The organism is Acidimicrobiales bacterium, from assembly GCA_033344915.1.
In the GTDB taxonomy this organism is placed as follows: domain Bacteria; phylum Actinomycetota; class Acidimicrobiia; order Acidimicrobiales; family Aldehydirespiratoraceae; genus JAJRXC01.
Window position 1 is genome coordinate 4,391,744 of the sequence record JAWPML010000001.1, and the last position, 18,284, is coordinate 4,410,027.

Annotated in this window: 15 protein-coding genes; 8 read left to right on the forward strand and 7 right to left on the reverse strand. The window is 70.4% G+C overall.

Annotation, left to right across the window (positions count from 1 at the left end):
* Position 1: 1 nt before the first annotated feature.
* From R8F63_21495 to R8F63_21505, 3 genes are all read right to left on the reverse strand, one after another.
* Positions 2-667, reverse strand: coding sequence for a response regulator transcription factor (locus tag R8F63_21495; protein MDW3221190.1), 666 nt, complete (start codon positions 665-667; stop codon positions 2-4).
* 9 nt (positions 668-676) lie between these two features.
* Positions 677-1,084 carry a response regulator gene (locus tag R8F63_21500; protein MDW3221191.1) on the reverse strand — a complete coding sequence of 136 codons (408 nt, stop codon included), beginning with the start codon at positions 1,082-1,084 and terminating at the stop codon, positions 677-679.
* A gap of 80 nt (positions 1,085-1,164) precedes the next feature.
* The gene (locus R8F63_21505) at positions 1,165-3,489 is read right to left on the reverse strand and encodes a sulfatase-like hydrolase/transferase (protein MDW3221192.1); all 2,325 of its coding nucleotides are present in this window, start codon (positions 3,487-3,489) and stop codon (positions 1,165-1,167) included.
* Between the two features lie 54 nt (positions 3,490-3,543).
* Between R8F63_21505 and R8F63_21510 the strand changes: the two genes are divergently transcribed.
* Positions 3,544-3,999, forward strand: coding sequence for a YiiD C-terminal domain-containing protein (locus R8F63_21510; protein MDW3221193.1), 456 nt, complete (start codon positions 3,544-3,546; stop codon positions 3,997-3,999).
* On the opposite strand, the gene R8F63_21515 is transcribed toward R8F63_21510, so the two are convergent.
* Genes R8F63_21515 through R8F63_21530 form a run of 4 tightly spaced genes read right to left on the reverse strand, consistent with a single transcriptional unit; the run spans position 3,956 to position 7,949 of the window.
* The gene (locus tag R8F63_21515) at positions 3,956-5,248 is read right to left on the reverse strand and encodes an amidohydrolase family protein (protein ID MDW3221194.1); all 1,293 of its coding nucleotides are present in this window, start codon (positions 5,246-5,248) and stop codon (positions 3,956-3,958) included. The two genes, R8F63_21510 and R8F63_21515, sit on opposite strands and share 44 nt — an antisense overlap.
* On the reverse strand, positions 5,245-6,039 hold the full coding sequence (locus R8F63_21520; protein ID MDW3221195.1) for a methyltransferase domain-containing protein: 795 nt from the start codon (positions 6,037-6,039) through the stop codon (positions 5,245-5,247). Before R8F63_21520 ends, R8F63_21515 begins: the two co-directional genes overlap by 4 nt.
* A gap of 55 nt (positions 6,040-6,094) precedes the next feature.
* Complete coding sequence (locus tag R8F63_21525; GenBank protein ID MDW3221196.1) at positions 6,095-7,459, reverse strand: 8-oxoguanine deaminase; 1,365 nt, start codon at positions 7,457-7,459, stop codon at positions 6,095-6,097.
* Complete coding sequence (locus R8F63_21530; protein MDW3221197.1) at positions 7,452-7,949, reverse strand: helix-turn-helix domain-containing protein; 498 nt, start codon at positions 7,947-7,949, stop codon at positions 7,452-7,454. The genes R8F63_21525 and R8F63_21530 overlap by 8 nt, the downstream gene beginning before the upstream one ends.
* 69 nt (positions 7,950-8,018) lie before the next feature.
* On the opposite strand from R8F63_21530, the gene R8F63_21535 reads away from it, so the two are divergent.
* Genes R8F63_21535 through R8F63_21565 form a run of 7 tightly spaced genes read left to right on the forward strand, consistent with a single transcriptional unit; the run spans position 8,019 to position 18,284 of the window.
* Positions 8,019-9,284, forward strand: a complete 1,266-nt coding sequence (locus tag R8F63_21535; GenBank protein ID MDW3221198.1) for a M20 family metallo-hydrolase — start codon at positions 8,019-8,021, stop codon at positions 9,282-9,284.
* Positions 9,277-11,034 carry a hypothetical protein gene (locus R8F63_21540; GenBank protein MDW3221199.1) on the forward strand — a complete coding sequence of 586 codons (1,758 nt, stop codon included), beginning with the start codon at positions 9,277-9,279 and terminating at the stop codon, positions 11,032-11,034. Before R8F63_21535 ends, R8F63_21540 begins: the two co-directional genes overlap by 8 nt.
* Positions 11,031-12,017 (forward strand): N-carbamoyl-D-amino-acid hydrolase, encoded by a 987-nt coding sequence (locus R8F63_21545; protein MDW3221200.1) that lies wholly within the window; start codon positions 11,031-11,033, stop codon positions 12,015-12,017. The genes R8F63_21540 and R8F63_21545 overlap by 4 nt, the downstream gene beginning before the upstream one ends.
* Complete coding sequence (locus tag R8F63_21550) at positions 12,014-14,674, forward strand: molybdopterin cofactor-binding domain-containing protein (protein MDW3221201.1); 2,661 nt, start codon at positions 12,014-12,016, stop codon at positions 14,672-14,674. The genes R8F63_21545 and R8F63_21550 overlap by 4 nt, the downstream gene beginning before the upstream one ends.
* Entirely contained in the window at positions 14,653-15,693 is a 1,041-nt protein-coding gene (locus R8F63_21555; GenBank protein ID MDW3221202.1) for an amidohydrolase family protein, read from the forward strand. The genes R8F63_21550 and R8F63_21555 overlap by 22 nt, the downstream gene beginning before the upstream one ends.
* Positions 15,693-17,189 (forward strand): pyridoxal-phosphate dependent enzyme, encoded by a 1,497-nt coding sequence (locus R8F63_21560; GenBank protein ID MDW3221203.1) that lies wholly within the window; start codon positions 15,693-15,695, stop codon positions 17,187-17,189. Before R8F63_21555 ends, R8F63_21560 begins: the two co-directional genes overlap by 1 nt.
* A gap of 12 nt (positions 17,190-17,201) precedes the next feature.
* Complete coding sequence (locus tag R8F63_21565; GenBank protein MDW3221204.1) at positions 17,202-18,284, forward strand: PLP-dependent lyase/thiolase; 1,083 nt, start codon at positions 17,202-17,204, stop codon at positions 18,282-18,284.

Genomic DNA, 18,284 nt, shown 5'->3' on the forward strand with positions numbered 1-18,284 from the left:
GTCAGGTCGCGGCCGCGAGCCACAGGAGCACGGCCTTCACCCGGCGGTGCACGGCCGGCTCCTCGCTCAGTTGCAGCTTCGAGAAGATGGCGTTGATGTGCTTCGCGACCGCCCCCTCGCTCAGGACGAGCCGCGCCGCGATGGACGCGTTGTTGTCGCCCTCGGCGATGAGGCTCAGGACCTCCCGTTCACGCGGTGACAGCTCGTCGATCGCGGACGGCGCGGACTGGCGGCTCGCGACCAGGACCGACACGACCGCCGGGTCGATCGACGACCCACCAGCGGCGACGGCCCGCAGGGCTCGCTCGACCTCGGCGAGGTCCGACACGTTCTCCTTGAGGAGATAGCCAACGCCCTCCGATCCGCCTTCGAGCACGGAGAGGACGTACTCGGGCTCCGCGTGCTGGCTCAGCACCACGACCCCGGTCGTCGGGTGGTCCTGGCGGATTCGGCGGGCGGCCTGAATGCCCTCGTCGGTCTGGCTCGGCGGCATCCGCACGTCGGTGATGACGACGTCCGGACGTTGCTCGTCGACGACCTCGAGGAGCTCCGACAGGTTGCCCGCCTGGCCGACGAGCTCGATGTCGTCGAGCGCGTCGATGACCGCGACGATGCCGGCTCGGACGAGGAGATCGTCGTCGGCGACGACGGCGCGCAGCGAAGGCATCGCCTTCTCCTAGCGCCTGCGATCGGGACCGACAACCCCGGTCCACGCCTCGCGAAGCGAATCCGTGGACAACTCGGCTTTCGGGAGAAAGGCGTGCAGCGGCGGGCGGAGGGCGCCGTCCGGCAGCGCATCGCGGTCGGCGGTCGACATGAGTACGAGCACGGCGTCGGTGCCGCCGGCCGCGAGCGCACGGGCCGTCTCCAGCCCGTCGCAACCCGGCATGTGCAGGTCGATGAGGATCAGGTCCGGGTCCGGGCCGTCGTCCGCGCCGATCAGCTCGATCGCGGTCTCGCCGTCCGGAGCGGCCCCCACGTCGCGAAATCCCTCACAGGCGGCGACCACCAGCGCGACGCTCGCGAGCACGTGGGGATGGTCGTCGATGGCGAAGACCCGGATCTCGTCGGTGGCGGGGGACATACCCTCAGGGTCGCGCCCGGGCGAGCCACGGGGCCAGGGTGCAACCGGGTGTCCGCGGGTGGTGCTGACACCACCCTCGATCAGCAGTGGCGGATCTCGTGGAGTTCGCCGTCGATGATCTCGTGGAGCGCGATGTCCGCCGGGTCCGCACCGGCGAACACGGTCGGGTCGCCGAGGGCGAAGACGCGGTGCGGCACCTCGTGGTGCAGGGTCGTGGAGGTGCCCGCCAGCACGTCGCCGACCGTGAGGGCGAGCGGAATGAAGACCGTGCGGTTGCTGACGACCTCGCCGAAGACGTAGCCGATCGCCCCGTCCTCCTCCGGAATCGCGGTCGGTTGATCCATGACCCAGCAGAGTCCGTTCCGGCCGACCATGAGATCGCTAACGTCGGTCGCGATGCGGTCGTGCAGGCCGGCCCGCCCGTAGAGGTTGCCGTCCGTGCCGGCGCCGAAGAGAGCGAGGATCTCGTCGGTCACCTCGTCGCGGGCCGCGGGGAACGGATCGGGGATCGTGATCCTGAACGGATGCAGCACCTCGCGGAAGCGGTCGACCTCGGGGCCGTGGAGGTCGTGCCCGTCGACCGGCCACGGCAGTTCGATGTCGAGCAGGGCCGCGATCGTCGGGACGATGTCGATCGTCTCCACCGCGTGGTCGAACGACGATCCGTCGGTCTGGCCGACCCGCTTCACGAAGATCGGGACGCCCGCGATGCCGCCTCCCGCGCCGCCCACCGAGCGGGCCTGCTCGCCGGGCACGAAGCCGATGCCGTGGTCGGCGGTGACGATCACAATGCTGTTCTCGAACGCCCCGGTCTCGACGAGCCGGTCGAGATACTCACCGATCAGCGCGTCGGTGTACTGGAGCTGGAGGAGGTGGCGCTGCAGCCCGGCCTCGGCGATCTGCGGATCGTTGTCCCATCGGTTGAAGTACCCGGGAAGTCGGACGTCGTCATAGATCTGGCCGTTCGGATGGAGCCGCCAGGGCACGTGGGGGAGCAGGGCGTGGATCACGCTGAGGCGCGGTGTGCCGGTCGGGCCGAGCGTGGTCAGGTCGCGCCGGAAGTCGGCGACGCGCGTGTCGGTGTCGACGAGGCTGTCGAGGAACTCGCGGTTGGCGGCGGCGATCGCCTCGGCATCCACCTCGCCGCCGCCGACGGCCGGTTCGCCCAGCGTCACGTCCAGCGCGGCGGTCGTCGTCGTGTCGTCCGGTGCGGTCGTGGACGTCGTGGTGGCTGTCGGGTCGGCGGTTGAGTCGGGCGTGCGGTCGGGCGCCAGATCGCTGCCGAAGTCGCCCCACGTGGCGCCGATCTCGGGAAGGCCGAGGTCGAGCCCGTCGGGCGCAACGAGGTGCCCGAAGACGATCCGGCTGTCGCGCAGCAGCTGGCCGAAGGAGCCGGATTCGTCGTCGGCCGCCGGCTGGGTCGTCGTCGTGGTGGTCGGACGCGTCGTCGTGGTCGTGGTGTCGGTCTCGTCGGCGGCCAGGAGCGCGACGATCTCGGCGGGGGGCTCACCGTTGCAGATCGAATCGGGGCACAGATCGACCAGCGGGTCCGACTCGGACGCGTCGTAAATGCTGCCGAGAAGGGTGAAGAGGTTCTCGGGATAGGTCGAGAAGACGGGCGCCGGATTGCTCTCGTAGCGGCCGGTGAGGATCGCAGGAACCGCTCGCTCGGTCGTGAAGCCCACGGTGGTTGCGTTGGTGAACAGGTCGGCGGTGTCGGCGAGGCGGGCGAGGTTCGGGAAGCGGGCCCGATCGACGGCGCCGGTCCCGTCGAGAATCGACGCGATCGGCAGCTCGTCCAGGATCAGCACATGGACGTCGGGGAAGCGATCGGCGAGACGCTCGGCCGTCGACAGAGGGGTGGCCTCCGTCGAGTCGGTGTCGTCCGTGAGTTCCCCGGCGTCGAACAGCTCGTCGAGTTCCACCGCGTCGACGTCGGCCGCGAACACGAGATCGCTCGTCGGCGAGAGGAAGAGGAAGGACGCCACGAAGAGAGCAGGCGCGATGGCGAGCACGGACGTGGCGCTGCGGACCGCGGGCTGGATCCGGTACGCGTGCACCAGACCGACCGCACCGCCGAGGGCGAGCAGCGTGGGAACGGGCCACGGGCCGGGCACCAGATCCACGACCTGGATGAGGAAGACGAACGCGAGCGCGCCCATGACGATCAGGTGGATCCGCCTCCCGGCCGTGGTGCCGATCGCCGCGGCGCCGGCGACGACGCCGGCCAGCACGAGTGATGGTCCGAGGGCGACGACGAGCGCGAACCACACGATCTCGGCGGGCGAGCTGCCGTGGGCGGTGAAGAAGGTCGGGTTGTCGCCGAGCAGGCTCAGCAGCGGCTGCGTGATCGCCAGCGCCGTCGCCGCGAGCAGGTGAAGAAGTCTCCATTGCAGCCCCGGCATCGCCGGAGTCTGTCACGAGTCGCATCGGCGGGGCACCTGCGTCAGGATGCCGGGATGACGGAATGGGACGCCGAGAGACTCACGCAGGGCAACTGGGACACGATCCCGTTCCTGAAACGCACGGGCGTGGTGGTGGACCACGCAGAGCGGGGGTTCGTGCGGCTGCGGATGCCGTTCGAGCCGAACGTCAACCATGTCGGGATGATGTACGCGGGCGCGCTCTTCACCCTCGCCGAGGTGCCGGGCGGCACGATCTTCATCACCACCTTCGACCCCAAGCGCTACTACCCGATCGTGAAGGACCTGAAGATCCGGTTCCGGCGACCGGCCACGACGGACATCACCGTCGAGGTCCGCATCAGCGACGAGGAGGCACAGCGGGTGATGGACGAGGCCGACGCCAACGGCAAGGCCGACTACTCGTGGGAGTGCGAGCTGAAGGACGCCACCGGCGAGGTCGTCGCCATCACCCAGAACGAGTATCAGCTGCGGGCCCACGACCTGGGCTGACGGCGACGCCGTCGACCCACACGTCGGTGATCGCGTCGGCGCCCCGCCGCACGATCTTCTCGAACACGCGGGCGTCGTCGTCCACCTCGGGCCAGACGCCGACCGCGTCGAGATCGATCGCCACGGCGTCGAAGTGGCGCCCCGGTTCGAGGACACCGGCGGGGATCCCGAGCAGCTCCGCCCCGCCCGCGGTCGCCATCCAGAACGCCCGGACGATGTCGATCGGGTCGCCGAGGTGACGGCTGCTCGTGACGGCGTGGGCGCACTGGGCGACGAGGGACGCCTCGGCGCCGCCGGCGATGTCGGTGCCGAGCCCCACGCGGAGACCCGCGTCGATCGCGGCCCGGGCGGGGAAGACGCGCTGCGAGAAGTAGGCGTTGCTCAACGGACAGTGGGCGACACCGGCGCCCCGGCCGATCAGTCGGGCGCGATCGTCGTCGGTGAGATGCGTTGCGTGGGCGAGCACCGTGTGGTCGGCGATCAAACCGAAGCGATCGAGTGCGGCGGCGTCCGTCATGCCGTGACGATCGAGCACGTAGGCGTGCTCCCAGTCGCTCTCGGAGCAGTGGGTCTGGATGCGGGTGGCCGTGGTCGCGGCGAGCTCGCCGAGGCCTTCCAGCGCGGCGTCGGTGCACGCGGGGATGAAGCGGGGCGTGACGATCGGCTCGACGAGGCCGGACCGCCCGCCCAGCCTTCGGATCGCCTCGATCGAGCGGGCACTCGCCGCCACGGCCTCGGTGGCGGTGGCGTCGCGATACCACTCGGGCGTGCCCTCCGGGTGGTCCATCGCGACCCGGCCGACGAAGGCGCGTTGGCCGTGTCGGTGACACGCTTCGGCCAACGCCGTGGTGGCCGGCTCGTGGATACTGGCGTGGTACACGGCGGTGGTCGTGCCGAGCCCGAGGAGCGTGGGCACCATCGACTCCCAGACCTGCTCGGCGAAGGCCGGGTCGGCGCAACGGGCCTCGAGCGGGAAGGTGTGGTCGAACAGCCATTCCTCGAGGGGTCGGTCGAGGGCGGTGCCGAGTTGGGGCCACTGGGGCGCGTGGATGTGGGTGTCGATCAGGCCGGGGAGGAGCACGCTCGTGGCCGGCAGCTCGACGTCTTCCGTGTCGTCCTCGGTGGCGGGCCGGATCGACTCGATACGGCCCGCCGCGTCGACGGCGATCACCTGGTCGCGTCGAACCGTGTGCGTGTCCGGGTGCGGCGTCTGGTGGATCGTCGCCCGGACCGTGAACGCCCCGCTCATGCGACGGCGACGATCTCGACGTGGGGGCAGAGGAAGAAGCCGTCGGGCCGGGTGGCCCAGTCCCGCCACGCGGCGGCGATCTCGTCGAGCTCGGGGCGCGTCGCCAGCCCGTCGCGCACGGCGATGTCGCCATAGCTCGACTGGAGGACGCGGTCGGCCCACACGCCGGACCACCACCCGCGGCTGTCGGGGTCGGCGAACTCCCAGGTGGACGAGCTGACGGTGATGTCGGTGAAGCCCGCCTGCTGCGCCCACCCGAGCAGATGACGACCGGCGTTGGCATCGTGATCCAGATCCGCGGTCATGCGCTGGTACAGGTCCATCCAGCGGTCCATGCCCTCGTTCGCCGGCGCCCACGTCATCGCGCCGTAGTCGGCGTCGCGGGCGGCGACGATCCCACCCGGGGTCGTGACCCGACGCATCTCGCGCAGTGCCTCGATCGGCCGGTCGAGATGCTGGAGCACCTGGTGGGCATGGACGAGATCGAAGCCGTCGTCGGGGTAGTCGAGCGCGTACACGTCGCCGAGCGCGAACGACGCCGCCTCGCCGTGGTCCCGCGCGGCCTCGGCCACGATCGTGTCCGACGCGTCGATCCCGATCACCTCGCCCGGCGCGACACGGCCGGCGATCTCGGCCGTGAGGTTGCCGGGGCCGCAGCCGACATCGAGCACCCGCATGCCCGGCTGGAGACGGGCGGCCACGTACGCCGCCGAGTTCGCGATCGTGCGGCTCTTGTGCGAGCGCAGCACCGACGCATGGTGGCCGTGGACGTACTCGGGCTCCGCCGTCATCGTCGGGACCCTAGTGCGTCCCCCTACTTCTCGAACTGGGGGAACGGGGTGGGGGTCAGATCGGCTGGAAGCGTCGGCTGGCGACGCGGTGGGCGGCGAGGTTGCCGCCGAGGTCGGGGGACACGAGGTGTCCGTCGCGCACGACGGCGCGGCCGTGGACGATCGTGTCGCGCGCGGCGGTCGGGCCACAGCGCAGCCAGCCTTCGATCGGATCGTCGAGCACGCCGGCGAACACGGGGCCGCTGAGGTCCCAGATGGCGACGTCGCCGACCGCGCCGACCGAGAGTTCGCCGATCTCGCCCGTGCGGCCGAGGCAGCCGGCACCACCGCGGGTGGCGACCTCGAGGGCGATGCGGGCGGTCATCGCGTCGGCACCGGACACGAGCTTGCCCTGGAGCATCGAGAGTCGGGCCTCCTGCCACAGCGATGCCGAGTCGGCCGACGAGGAGCCGTCGCAGCCGAGGCCGACGGGACAGCCGGCGTGGCGCAGGTCGATCACCGGGGCGATGCCGGACGACAGGATCATGTTGGAGCTCGGGCAGTGGGCGATGCCGACGCCGGCCGCACCGAGCCGGGCGACCTCGTCGGGATCCGGGCGGACCACGTGGGCGCCCCAGCTGCGATCGCTCATCCAGCCGACGTCCTCGTAGAGATCGACGGGGCGCATCCCGAAGGTCGCCAACGCGAACTCGTCGTCCTCGGCGTTCTCGGCGAGGTGGGTGTGGAGGCGGACGTCGAGCCGCTCGGCCAGCTCGGCGGTGCGCCGCATCAGGTCCGGGGTGACGGAGAACGGCGAACACGGCGCGAGCGCGATCCGCACCATGGCCCCGTGGGCCGGGTCGTGCCAGCGGGACACGTGGCGCTCGGACTCGGCGAGGATGTCGTCCTCGTCGCGGACTGCGTCGTCGGGCGGGAGGCCACCGTCCTTCTCCGACAGCGACATCGACCCGTAGGTCGGATGGAAGCGCAGGCCGAGATCGACGGCCGCCTCGATTTCGGCGCCGAGGAGATCGCCGGCTCGCGGCGGGTGGAGGTAGTGGTGATCGCTGGAGGTCGTGCAGCCCGAGAGCGCGAGCTCGGCGAGCCCCACCCACGCCGCCAGGTACTCGGACTCCTCGTCGATGGCCGCGGTCCACAGCGGGTAGAGCGACTGGAGCCAGCCGAAGAGCGGCGCCGCGGTCATGGGCGTGTAGGCCCGGGTCAGGTTCTGGAAGAGGTGGTGGTGGGTGTTGACGAGCCCCGGGGTGACGAGGCAGCCCTCGGCGGAGATGCGTTCGGTGGCCGACGGCGGTGCATCGTCCGGTCCGCCCACCCCGGACACGAGGCCGTCCGTGATCGCGACCCAGCCGCCGTCGAACTCGCGGCGGGTTGCGTCGACCGTCGCGACGGTCCAGGCGTCGTGGATGAGGAGGTCAGCCATCCGTGTCCGCCTCGATCGCGTTCAGATAGTTGTAGATCGTGATGCGGGACACACCCATGATCCGGGCGATGTCGTCCACCGCGCCGCGCAGCAGGAACGCGCCGCGCTCCTCGAGCATGCGCACGACTCGCTGCTTCTGATCGCGGTCCCATTCGGACGCCACCGTGCCGATCTCGCGCTCGGCCATGCGCAGGATGTCGTCGAGCGCATCGCGCAGGGTCGGGACCGGGATCTCCTCGGCCGTGGCCGCCACCCGCAGCTGGACCGAGGTCGCCCCGTTGGACATCGCGGCTCGGATCATCTCGGCGATCGCGTCGGCCATGGCGTCGACATCGCCTGCGGCGGACGAGGCGAACGGACCGAGCTCGACGTCGATCTCGTGAGCTGCGAACGCGTCGACCGCGGCGGTCACGTGGGCGCCGGGGGAGCCTTCGACGAACGGCTCAACGAGGAACTCTGCAGCGATGTCGCCCGGGTCCGTCGCGGCCATGGATGCGAGCGTACCCCACGACCCCAGCGACTTGTACATTTTGTAAAGGCCGTCTGGTACCGTCGTGTGATGCCCGCGCCCACCGCCGACCTCCGCGTCGACATCGACCGCCTCGTCGGTCGCCTGGCCGCGCTCGCGGAGATCGGCGCGATCGAGGGCACCGAGGGCTGCGCCCGGCTCGCCCTCACCGACGAGGACAAGGCCGGCCGCGACCTCGTCGTCACCTGGATGCGCGACCTGGGCCTCGATGTCGCGGTCGACGGCATCGGCAACGTGGTCGCCACCATGGCCGGCGCAACCGACGGCCCTCCCGTGATGTGCGGCTCCCACATCGACACGGTGCGCACGGGAGGCCGCTACGACGGCAACCTCGGCGTGCTCGCCGGGCTGGAGGTGATCGAGACCGTGCAGGCCGCCGGGATCACGCCTCAGCGCCCCCTCGCCGTCGCGTTCTTCACCGACGAGGAAGGCGCCCGCTTCCCGCCGGACATGCTCGGCAGCCTCGTCTACGTCGGCGGGATGCCGCTCGAGGAGGCACTCGACATCGAAGGCATCGACGGCGCGCAGGTCGGGGCCGAGCTCGAGCGGATCGGCTACGCCGGCGCCGCGCCGCTGCCGGGTCGCGCGCCGCATGCGTTCGTGGAGCTGCACGTGGAGCAGGGTCCGGTGCTCGAGGCCGAGGGCATCACCATCGGCGCGGTCGAGAGCGTGCAGGGCATCAGCTGGCAGGAGCTGACCATCACCGGCCAGTCGAACCATGCGGGCACCACCCCGATCGCGTTGCGTCGCGACCCCGGGCTCGTCGCCGCCCGCGTCGTCGCCTTCGCCCGCGAACTCGCCGACCGTTTCGGGCATCCCCAGGTGGCCACCGTGGGTGCCCTCGACTTCGCGCCCAACCTCGTGAACGTGGTGCCGGCGTCGGCCACGCTCACCGTCGATCTGCGCAACACCGACGAGGGCGTTCTCCAGAAGGCCGAGGCCGAACTGGCCGCGTTCGTCGCCGAGGCCGCGGCGGCGGAGCACTGCACCGTGGAGACCCGCACGCTCGCCCGCTTCGGGCCGGTCATCTTCGAGCCGACCGTCGTGGACCTGGTGGCGCGGGCGGCGTCGTCGCTCGGTCACACCGTTCGTCGCATGCCGTCGGGCGCAGGGCACGACGCCCAGATGCTCGCCCGCGTGTGCCCGACCGCGATGATCTTCACGCCGAGCAAGGACGGGCTGAGTCACAACCCCGCCGAGTACACCAGCCCCGCGGACCTCGAGGCGGGCGCGGACGTCCTCCTCCATGTGATGCTCTCGCTCGCGAGCGCCGACGAAGGGAACGCCGATGGCTGAGGCAACGCCCCCACTCACCCCGATGTCGCTCGCCGCCCTGCTGGGCCGCATCGAGCACGAGTGGGCGAGCCGCAAGAAGATCTTCGACCTCCCGAACGCCCGGATCTGGCGCCCCGATCCCGACATCGACCTGTCGTTCGAGTTCCTCGGCCGCCGGTGCGAGTCGCCGATCGGTCCCGCCGCCGGTCCCCACAGTCAGATGGCGCAGAACATCGTCCTCGCGTGGCTCGGCGGCGGCCGACTGTTCGAGCTGAAGACGGTGCAGGTGATGGACGACCTGGAGATCGGTCGGCCCTGCATCGACATGCAGACCATCGGCTACAACATCGAGTGGAGCCAGGAACTCGAGGTGCCGGCGAGCCTCGAGGAGTACGTGAAGGCGTGGGTGACGCTGGAGATGCTGCGCCGCTGGGAGCCGCTGCGGGAGTTCGTCGGCGATCCCGGCGCCCACGTGTTCGACATGTCGGTCGGCTACGACCTCGCCGGCATCACGACCGAGAAGGTCGCCGCGTTCATCCGGGGCATGCACGACGCGTCGGCGGCGATCGAGGCGCTCCGGCCCCAGATCCAGGGCTCGTTCGCCGAGTTCCGCGACCTCGACTTCGACCCCGTCATCTCGGACACGCTCACCCTGTCGACGTTCCACGGCTGCCCGCCCGAGGAGATCGAGTCGATCACGAAGCACCTGATCGACGAGCACGGGCTCGACGTGATCGTGAAGCTCAATCCCACGCTGCTGGGCTACGAGACGGTCGCCGGCATCGTGAACGACGAACTCGGTTACGACACGGTGAGCGTGAAGGAATCCGCCTTCGCCGAGGACCTCCAGTTCGAGCGGGGCATCGAGCTCATCGGCGAACTCAACCAGTACGCCAAGGACCGCGGGCGCACGTTCGGCATCAAGCTGACCAACACGCTGGTCGTCGACAACACCCGTGGCTTCATGCCGGACGACACGATGTACCTCTCCGGCGCGCCGCTCCACGTCATCTCCACGAGCCTGCTCGACCGGCTGGCGGCGGCGCTGCCCCACACGTTCATGATCCCGGGTCACGACGGCGACGTGATGGTGTCGTTCAGCGCCGGCGTCACCAAGGACAACCTCGCCGACACGCTGGCCACCGGTCTCAACCCGGCGACGATCTGCTCGGACCTGCTCAAGCCCGGCGGTTACGGGCGCATGGCCCCGATGCTGAAGGTGCTCACCGCCGCGGTCGCGGACGCCGGCGCCACGGATCTCGCCACCTATCGGGCCGGGCGGCAGGCCGCGGCCGAGGCGGCGGGCCACGGCTCCGTCATCCGCGAGTACGTTGCGTCGCTGCGCGGTGAGGGACGCGAGCCGTACCACTTCACCAGCAACGAGAAGCTGCCCCGCGCCGTCGACCACGAGCTCGAGATGTGGGGCTGTGTCGCCTGCAACTTCTGCATCACGGTGTGTCCCAACGACGCGTTCTTCAACATCAAGAGCCTCGAGGGGATGCCGGACCGTCAGCAGTACCTCGTGCTCGCCGAGCTGTGCAACGAGTGCGGCAACTGCATGGTCTTCTGCCCCGAGGAGGGTGACCCGGCCCAGATCAAGCCGAAGCTCTACACCGACCCGGCGGTGTTCGCCGGTCGTGACGGCCAGGGCTTCCTGCTCGACGAGCGGGGCACGGTGGTCGACGCCCGCGCCGACGACGAGACCGTCTCGCTCGTGCAGCAACTCCTCGCCAGCGAACAGGGGCTGCCGCTCCAGGAGGTCACCGAGTGACGGACGTCGAGAGGGCCGCCGACGGCCCGCTGGTCGAGAACGAAGGCCGGATTCTCCGCGTGGCCGCGGCCCAGGTCGGCCCGGTGGGGCGCCACGAACCGCGGGCGGCCGTGGTCGACCGACTGATCGCGCTGCTCGAACAGGCCGCGACCGGCGGCGTCGATCTCGTTGTCTACCCCGAGCTCGCGCTCACCACGTTCTTCCCCCGCTGGTACGTCGAGGACGAGGACGACCTCGAGCTCGACGACTTCTACGAGACCGAGATGCCCGGGCCCGAGACCCAGCGGCTCTTCGACGTCGCGGCCGAGCGCGGCGTCGGCTTCTGCCTCGGCTACGCCGAGCTCACGCCGGACGGCCATCGCTACAACACGCAGATCCTCGTCGAACGCGACGGTTCGATCGTGGGCAAGTACCGCAAGGTCCACCTCCCGGGCCATGCCGAGCACGAGCCCTGGCGTGAGTTCCAGCACCTCGAGCGGCGCTACTTCGAGGCGGGAGACGACTTCCCGACCTGGCGGGCGTTCGGTGGCGTCGTCGGCATGGCGATCTGCAACGATCGCCGTTGGCCGGAGACCTATCGCTGCCTGGCCCTGGGCGGCGCCGAGCTGATCCTGATCGGCTACAACACGCCGATGCACTATGCCCCCGACCCGAGTCAGGACATGCTGCAGTCGTTCCACAGCCACCTCGTGATGCAGGCGGGCGCCTATCAGAACGGCTGCTTCGTGGTCGGGGTCGCCAAGGGCGGCAACGAGGAGGGGGTCGAGTCGCTGGCCGACAGCTGCATCATCGCGCCGACCGGCCGCGTCATCGCGCTGACCGCGCACAACGGCGACGAGCTCGCCGTGGCCGACATCGACCTGGACCTCACCCGGAACTACAAGGAAACCCTGTTCCAGTTCGAGCGCTACCGCCGACCCGAGACCTACACCGCCATCACCACGCAGCGCGGGCCCGTCCCGCCCCCCGAGGAGTCGCCATGACCACGTTCAACCTCAACGGCGCGGCAACCGAAGCTTCCGCCGACCACGAGCACCTGCTCGCCGCGTTGCGTGACGAGCTGGGTGTGCTGTCGCCCAAGGACGGTTGTTCGCCCTCGGGCCAGTGCGGTTGCTGCACGGTGCTGGTCGACGGCAAGGCCCGCGTGTCGTGTCAGACGTCGATGGAGAAGACCGAGGGCGCCGAGGTCGTCACCCTGGAGGGCATCGACGCCGGCGAACGGGACCGGATGGCTGCCGCGTTCGCCGCCCACGGCGCGCTCCAGTGCGGCTTCTGCACGCCGGGCATCGTCGTCCGCACGAAGGCGATGCTCGACAAGAAGGGCAGTGAACTCACCCGCGACGGCGCGGCCCGCCTCCTGGGCGCCCACCTGTGTCGGTGCACCGGCTACACGAAGATCCTCGACGCGGTCGAGGCGCTCGCGGCCGACGAGATCCCCGTGGCGATCGCCCCGAAGGGCGTCGGCAGTCGCGGCGTGAAGTACGAGGCCGCCGAACTGTCGATGGGGGATCGCCCCTTCATCGACGACATGCAGCCGTCGGGCCTCCTCCATGGCGCGGTGCGTCTCACCGACCATGCCCGAGCCGACATCCTCGCGATCGACACCAGCGCGGCCGAAGCGGTGCCGGGCGTCGAGGCGGTCTTCACCGGCGCCGACGTGCCCGGTGAGCTCCGCGCCGGTCTGATCCACAAGGACTGGCCGGTCTTCATCCCCGTCGGCGGCCGCACCAGCTATCTCGGCGACGTCCTCGCCGTGGTGGTCGCGGCGGATCGGCCGACCGCGCGTCGCGCCGCCCAGCTGATCGACGTGCGGTACGACGTCCGCCCGCCGATCGTGAACCCAATCGAAGCCATCGCGCCCGGCGCGGAGGACGCGGTCTGGGAGCTGGACGGCAACATCCTCTCCACCTCCACCTACAACCGGGGAGACGCCGACGCCGCACTGGACTCGGCCGCCCACGTCGTGCGCGAGACCTTCCAGACCCAGCGCATCGACCACGCGTTCCTCGAACCGGAGTCCACCCTCGCCGTGCCGGTCCCCGCGGGTGAGCCGTTGCCCCTGACCGCCGGCGGCACCAACGGTGAGCCCGTCGACTTCGACCGGCTCATGGTCTTCTCCGGCGGACAGGGCATCTGGGACGACCGCAACGACATCGCCCGCATGCTCGACGTCTCGACCGACCGGATCGTCACCGAGCTGGTCAGCAACGGTGGCGCGTTCGGCGGCAAGGAGGACATGTCGAATCAGGCCCAGACGGCGCTCGCCGCGTGGCTCCTCGGACGGCCGGTGAAGATCACGTTCTCGCGTGAGGAGTCCTTCCTCGTCCACACCAAGCGCCACCCGATCCGGATGCACTACGAGGCGGGCTGCGACGACGAGGGTCGGTTGACGGCGCTGCGGATCCGCATGGTCGGCGACTCGGGCCCGTACGCGTCGGTCGGCATGAAGGTGCTGGAGCGGGCGGCGGGCCACGCCAGCGGCCCCTACGTCGTGCCGAACATCGACTGCGAAGCCATCGCGGCCCGCACGAACAACTCGGTGTGTGGCGCCTTCCGCGGGTTCGGGGCCAACCAGGCGCAGTTCGCCATGGAGGGCGTGATGGACCGGCTGGCCGAAAAGGTCGGCATCTCGGGTTGGGAGATCCGCAATCGCAACGTCATCTCACCCGGTGTCGTGTGGGGGCCCGGCCAGATCATGGACGACGGTTGCCTCGGCGCGCAGGCGTGTCTCGACGCGGTGAAGGTGCCGTACGAGGAGGCCGTGGCGGCCGGCAAGGCGGTCGGGGTCGGCCTCGGGCTCAAGAACTCGGGTCTCGGCAACGGCTTCAAGGAGATCGCCAGGGCGGTCGTGCACTTCCGGCCCGACGGCCCCGATGGAAGGAACATCGTCGAGGTGCGGCACTGCTGGACGGAGATGGGCCAGGGCGTCCACACCGTCGCGCTCCAGGTCGCGGTCGAGGAACTCGGCGTCGCCGCCGAGGACGTCGTGGTCATCGTCGACTCGACCCGCGAGCTCGGCGCCGGGCAGACCACCGGCAGTCGCGGCACGCTGATGGGTGCCGGATCGGTCGCCGATGCGTGTCGCATCGCGATGGCCGACGGCTGCAAGGTCGGCGTCGACTACGAGGGCGAGTACCGGGTCGACTGGACCAACTCGATGAACGACGGGGTCGAGAACCCGATCATCCACTCGACCTTCGGCTACGCCGCGCAGCTCGTGGTGATGGATCCCGAGACGGGTGTGGTCGAGAACGTGGTCGCCGCCCACGATGTCGGTCGCGCCGTCAACCCGTTGCTGTGCGAGGGCCAGATCGAGGGGGCGGTGCACATGGGCCTCGGCTATGCGCTGAGCGAGGGGTTCCCCTGCGACGACGACGGTCGGCCGAGGAACGACACCCTGCGCAGCCTCGACATCATCCGGCCGAAGGACATGCCGCCCGTGGACGTCATCCTCGTCGAGGCGCCCCAGCCGAACGCGCCCTACGGCATCAAGGGAGTCGGCGAGATCGGTCTCGTCCCCACCGCCGGCGCGGTGGCCGCGGCGATGCACGCACGGGACGGGGAGTGGCGCAACGAACTCCCACTCGTCAACGAGGCGAACCGGGAGAACGCCGCCTCATGGGTGGGGTCGTGGAGCTGAACCAGACGCCCGGCCTCGTCTGCGCGCATCACCACCTCTACTCCGCCCTGGCGAGGGGGATGCCCGCCCCGCCCCGCACGCCCACCGGGTTCCTCGAGATCCTCGAGCTGGTGTGGTGGCGTCTCGATCGTGCGCTCGACCTCGACACGATCGAGTGGTCGGCCAGGCTCGGCGCGCTCGAAGCACTCGAGCGGGGCTGCACGGCGATCATCGACCACCACGAGTCGCCGAACGCGATCGACGGCTCGCTGAGCGTCATCGCCGACGCGTGCGCCGAGCTCGGGGTGCGCGTGAACACGGCATACGGCGTGACCGACCGCCACGGCGCCGCCGGCGCGGCCGCGGGGCTCGCCGAGAACGACCGGTTCCTGGCCGCCGGTGGTCGGGGCATGGTCGGCCTCCACGCCGCGTTCACCTGCGAGGACGACACCCTCGCGGCCGCGGCCGAGATCGCCCTCCGTCACGGCGTGGGTGTCCACGTCCACGTGGCCGAGGGCGACCGCGACACCTGGGAGCGGTTGCGGCCCCATGCCCGCGACGACTGGTGGCTCGTCCACGGCGTCCACCTGCCGGACGACCACGGGCTGCCCGGAACGATCGTGCACAACCCGCGATCCAACATGAACAACGCGGTCGGCTATGCCCGCCCGACCCGGTTCGCGAACCCGACCGGCCTCGGCACCGACGGCATCGGGGCCGACATGCTCGACGAGTTCCGCGTCGCCTTCGTCAAGGCCCGCGAGCACGACGTCACCACCACGCCCGACGACGTCTGGGCGTGGCTGGAGCCGGGCTGGTCGCTGATGCCCGAGGCCCGCGACGACCGGGTCACCTGGAACTACGAGCCCATGGATCCCTGGCGCCTGGCCTACAGCCCGGGGGTGTCGCCGACACGCGTCGAGATCGACGGTGAGGTGGTGTTCGCCGACGGCGCCGCCACCCGTGTCGACGGCGCGGAGATCCGGGCCAAGGCGGCGGAGGCCGCACAACGTCTCTTCACGAAACTGGAGCAACTCTGATGACTGGTCTTGCGATCTTCGGCGACTTCGCCGACGACGGCCGCGCCGCCTACGACAACGCGATCACGCGCTTTCGGGAGAACAACATCGTCCTGCCGACCTTCGCCCAGCTGCGCGACCCCTCGACGATCCCCACCGCGATCACGGATTCGCTGGAGGGGGTCGACAAGAACTCGGCGGATCCCCGCAACCTGTTCCGGGTGCACTGGCACAACGCCCTGGACGGCTCGGGTCCGATCGGGGTGCCCGACCATGTCGAGCTCCCGCCGGAGATGACCGGAGTCGACGCTCGCATCGTGCTCGCGTTCGGCAACCGGTTCCCGATGATCGGGGCCCACAAGGTGCTCGCGGCCTACGCCTGCCTGGTCGCCCGCCTCGTGACCGGCCGCTTCGACCCGACCGCGGACCGGGCCATCTGGCCGTCCACCGGCAACTACGCACGGGGTGGCATCGCGATCTCGAGGATCATGGGTTGTCGGGGTGTGGCGGTGCTTCCCGAGGGGATGAGTCGGGAGCGTTTCGAGTGGCTCGACCGCTGGATCGACCATCCCGACGACGTCATCCGCACGCCGGGCACAGAGGCCAACGTCCGGGAGATCTACGACGAGTGCATGCGCCTCGAACAGGACCCGACGAACGTCATCCTCAACCAGTTCAGCGAGTTCTCGAACCACATGGGGCACTACGCGGTGACCGGCCCGTCGCTCGAGCGCGTGTTCCAGCACGTGACCGCCGATCGGCCGGGCAAGCTCGCCGCCTTCGTCTCCGCCTCCGGCTCCGCCGGCACGCTCGGGGCCGGTGACTACCTGAAGGACGAGCACGGCGCCCGGATCGTCGCGGTGGAGGCGCTCGAGGTGCCGACGATGCTCTACAACGGCTTCGGCGACCACAACATCCAGGGCATCGGCGACAAGCACATCCCGCTGATCCACAACGTGATGAACACCGACCTGATCGTGGGTGTGTCGGACCGATCGACCGATGAGCTCGACGTGCTCTTCAACACCCCGGCCGGCCTGCGGGTGCTGGAGCAGCGCGGCGTCGACCCGGCGCTCGCCACGGTCCTCACCCACATGGGCTACTCGTCGATCTGCAACGCCCTGGCCGCGATCACGACCGCCAAGCAATGGGGACTCGGCGCGGAGGACGTCGTCGTCACCGTCGCCACCGACGGCTCGGAGTTGTACAACTCCGAGCGCGAGAAGGTGATGTCCACCCACTTCGCCGGCGGGTTCGACGATGCCGAAGCCGGCGCGGTCTTCGACGAACACCTCGGCAACGTCGAGACGACCCACGCCATCGAGATGGACGAGGTCCATCGCAACCGGGTGTTCAACCTCGGCTACTTCACCTGGGTCGAGCAGCTCGGCGTGGAGATCGCCGATTTCGAGGCGCGGCGCGACCAGTCCTTCTGGCGGGGCCTGCGGTCGCTCCCGGACGCCTGGGACGAGATGATCGTCGAGTTCAACGCCGCCACCGGCGCCTCGCACGGCTGACGCCGCGCCGTCATGTCGGACAATCCGTTCCTCCGCTACCGCGACCGGCTCGACAGCCATGGCGCCGCGCTCGCCGGCGGGCTGAGCGACGGGTGGTTCGTCGAGACGGTCGAACGGCTCGATGCCGCGGTCGCCGAGGTCGACGGCCACGGGTTCCGGGTCACCCCGACGGAGGCGATGCCCGCGCTCGCGGCGGCAGCCGGGCTCGACGTCGACCTCCACGTGAAGATCGAGGTCGACAATGTCGGCGGCTCGCACAAGGCGCGGCACCTGTTCGGCGTCGCGCTCCGCATGCTGGTGGACGAGGCGCTCGGCGCGCCGCCGCCCGAGCGGCTGGCGATCGCGAGCTGCGGCAACGCGGCGCTCGGCGCGTCGGTCATCGCCCGGGCAATGGGCCGCGAGCTCGCCGTGTTCGTGCCGACGTGGGCCGATCCGCCGGTGGTCGAGACGCTCGCCGCGCAGGGGGCGGACCTGCGGGTCTGTGAGCGCCGGGAAGGCGAGGCGGGCGATCCGTGCTATCTCCGCTTCGGCGAGGAGGTCGCCGCGGGGGCCCGCCCGTTCAGCGTGCAGGGCACCGACACGCCATCGACCTTCGACGGCGGCCGCACCATCGGGTGGGAGCTGGCCGACCAGGTCGACGGTCTCGAAGGGATCTACGTGCAGGTCGGTGGCGGAGCGCTGGCCACCGCGACGTCGCTCGGTCTCGGCGCGGTCCCGCTCCATCCGGTGCAGGCGGCCGGATGCGCGCCGTTGCGGCGGGCGTGGGATCGGCTCGCTCCCGAGTTCGACTTCGACGCGGCCGCGGCGGCGCCGGAGGCGTTCATGTGGCCGTGGGCCGATCCCGCCAGTGAGGCATCCGGGATCCTCGACGACATCACCTATGACTGGCTGCCGCTACTGCGCCGCACCGTGGAGACGGGGGGCGAGCCGATCGTCGCCGACGAGGCGACCGTGATGCGGGCCCACGAGCTCGGTCTGGCCGCCGGCGTGCGCGTGTCGGCCACCGGGACGGCCGGCCTGGCGGGCCTCATGACATCGCCGCCGCCCCCGGGAACGAGGGTGGCTGTCCTGTTCACCGGAGTGGAGCGAGAATAG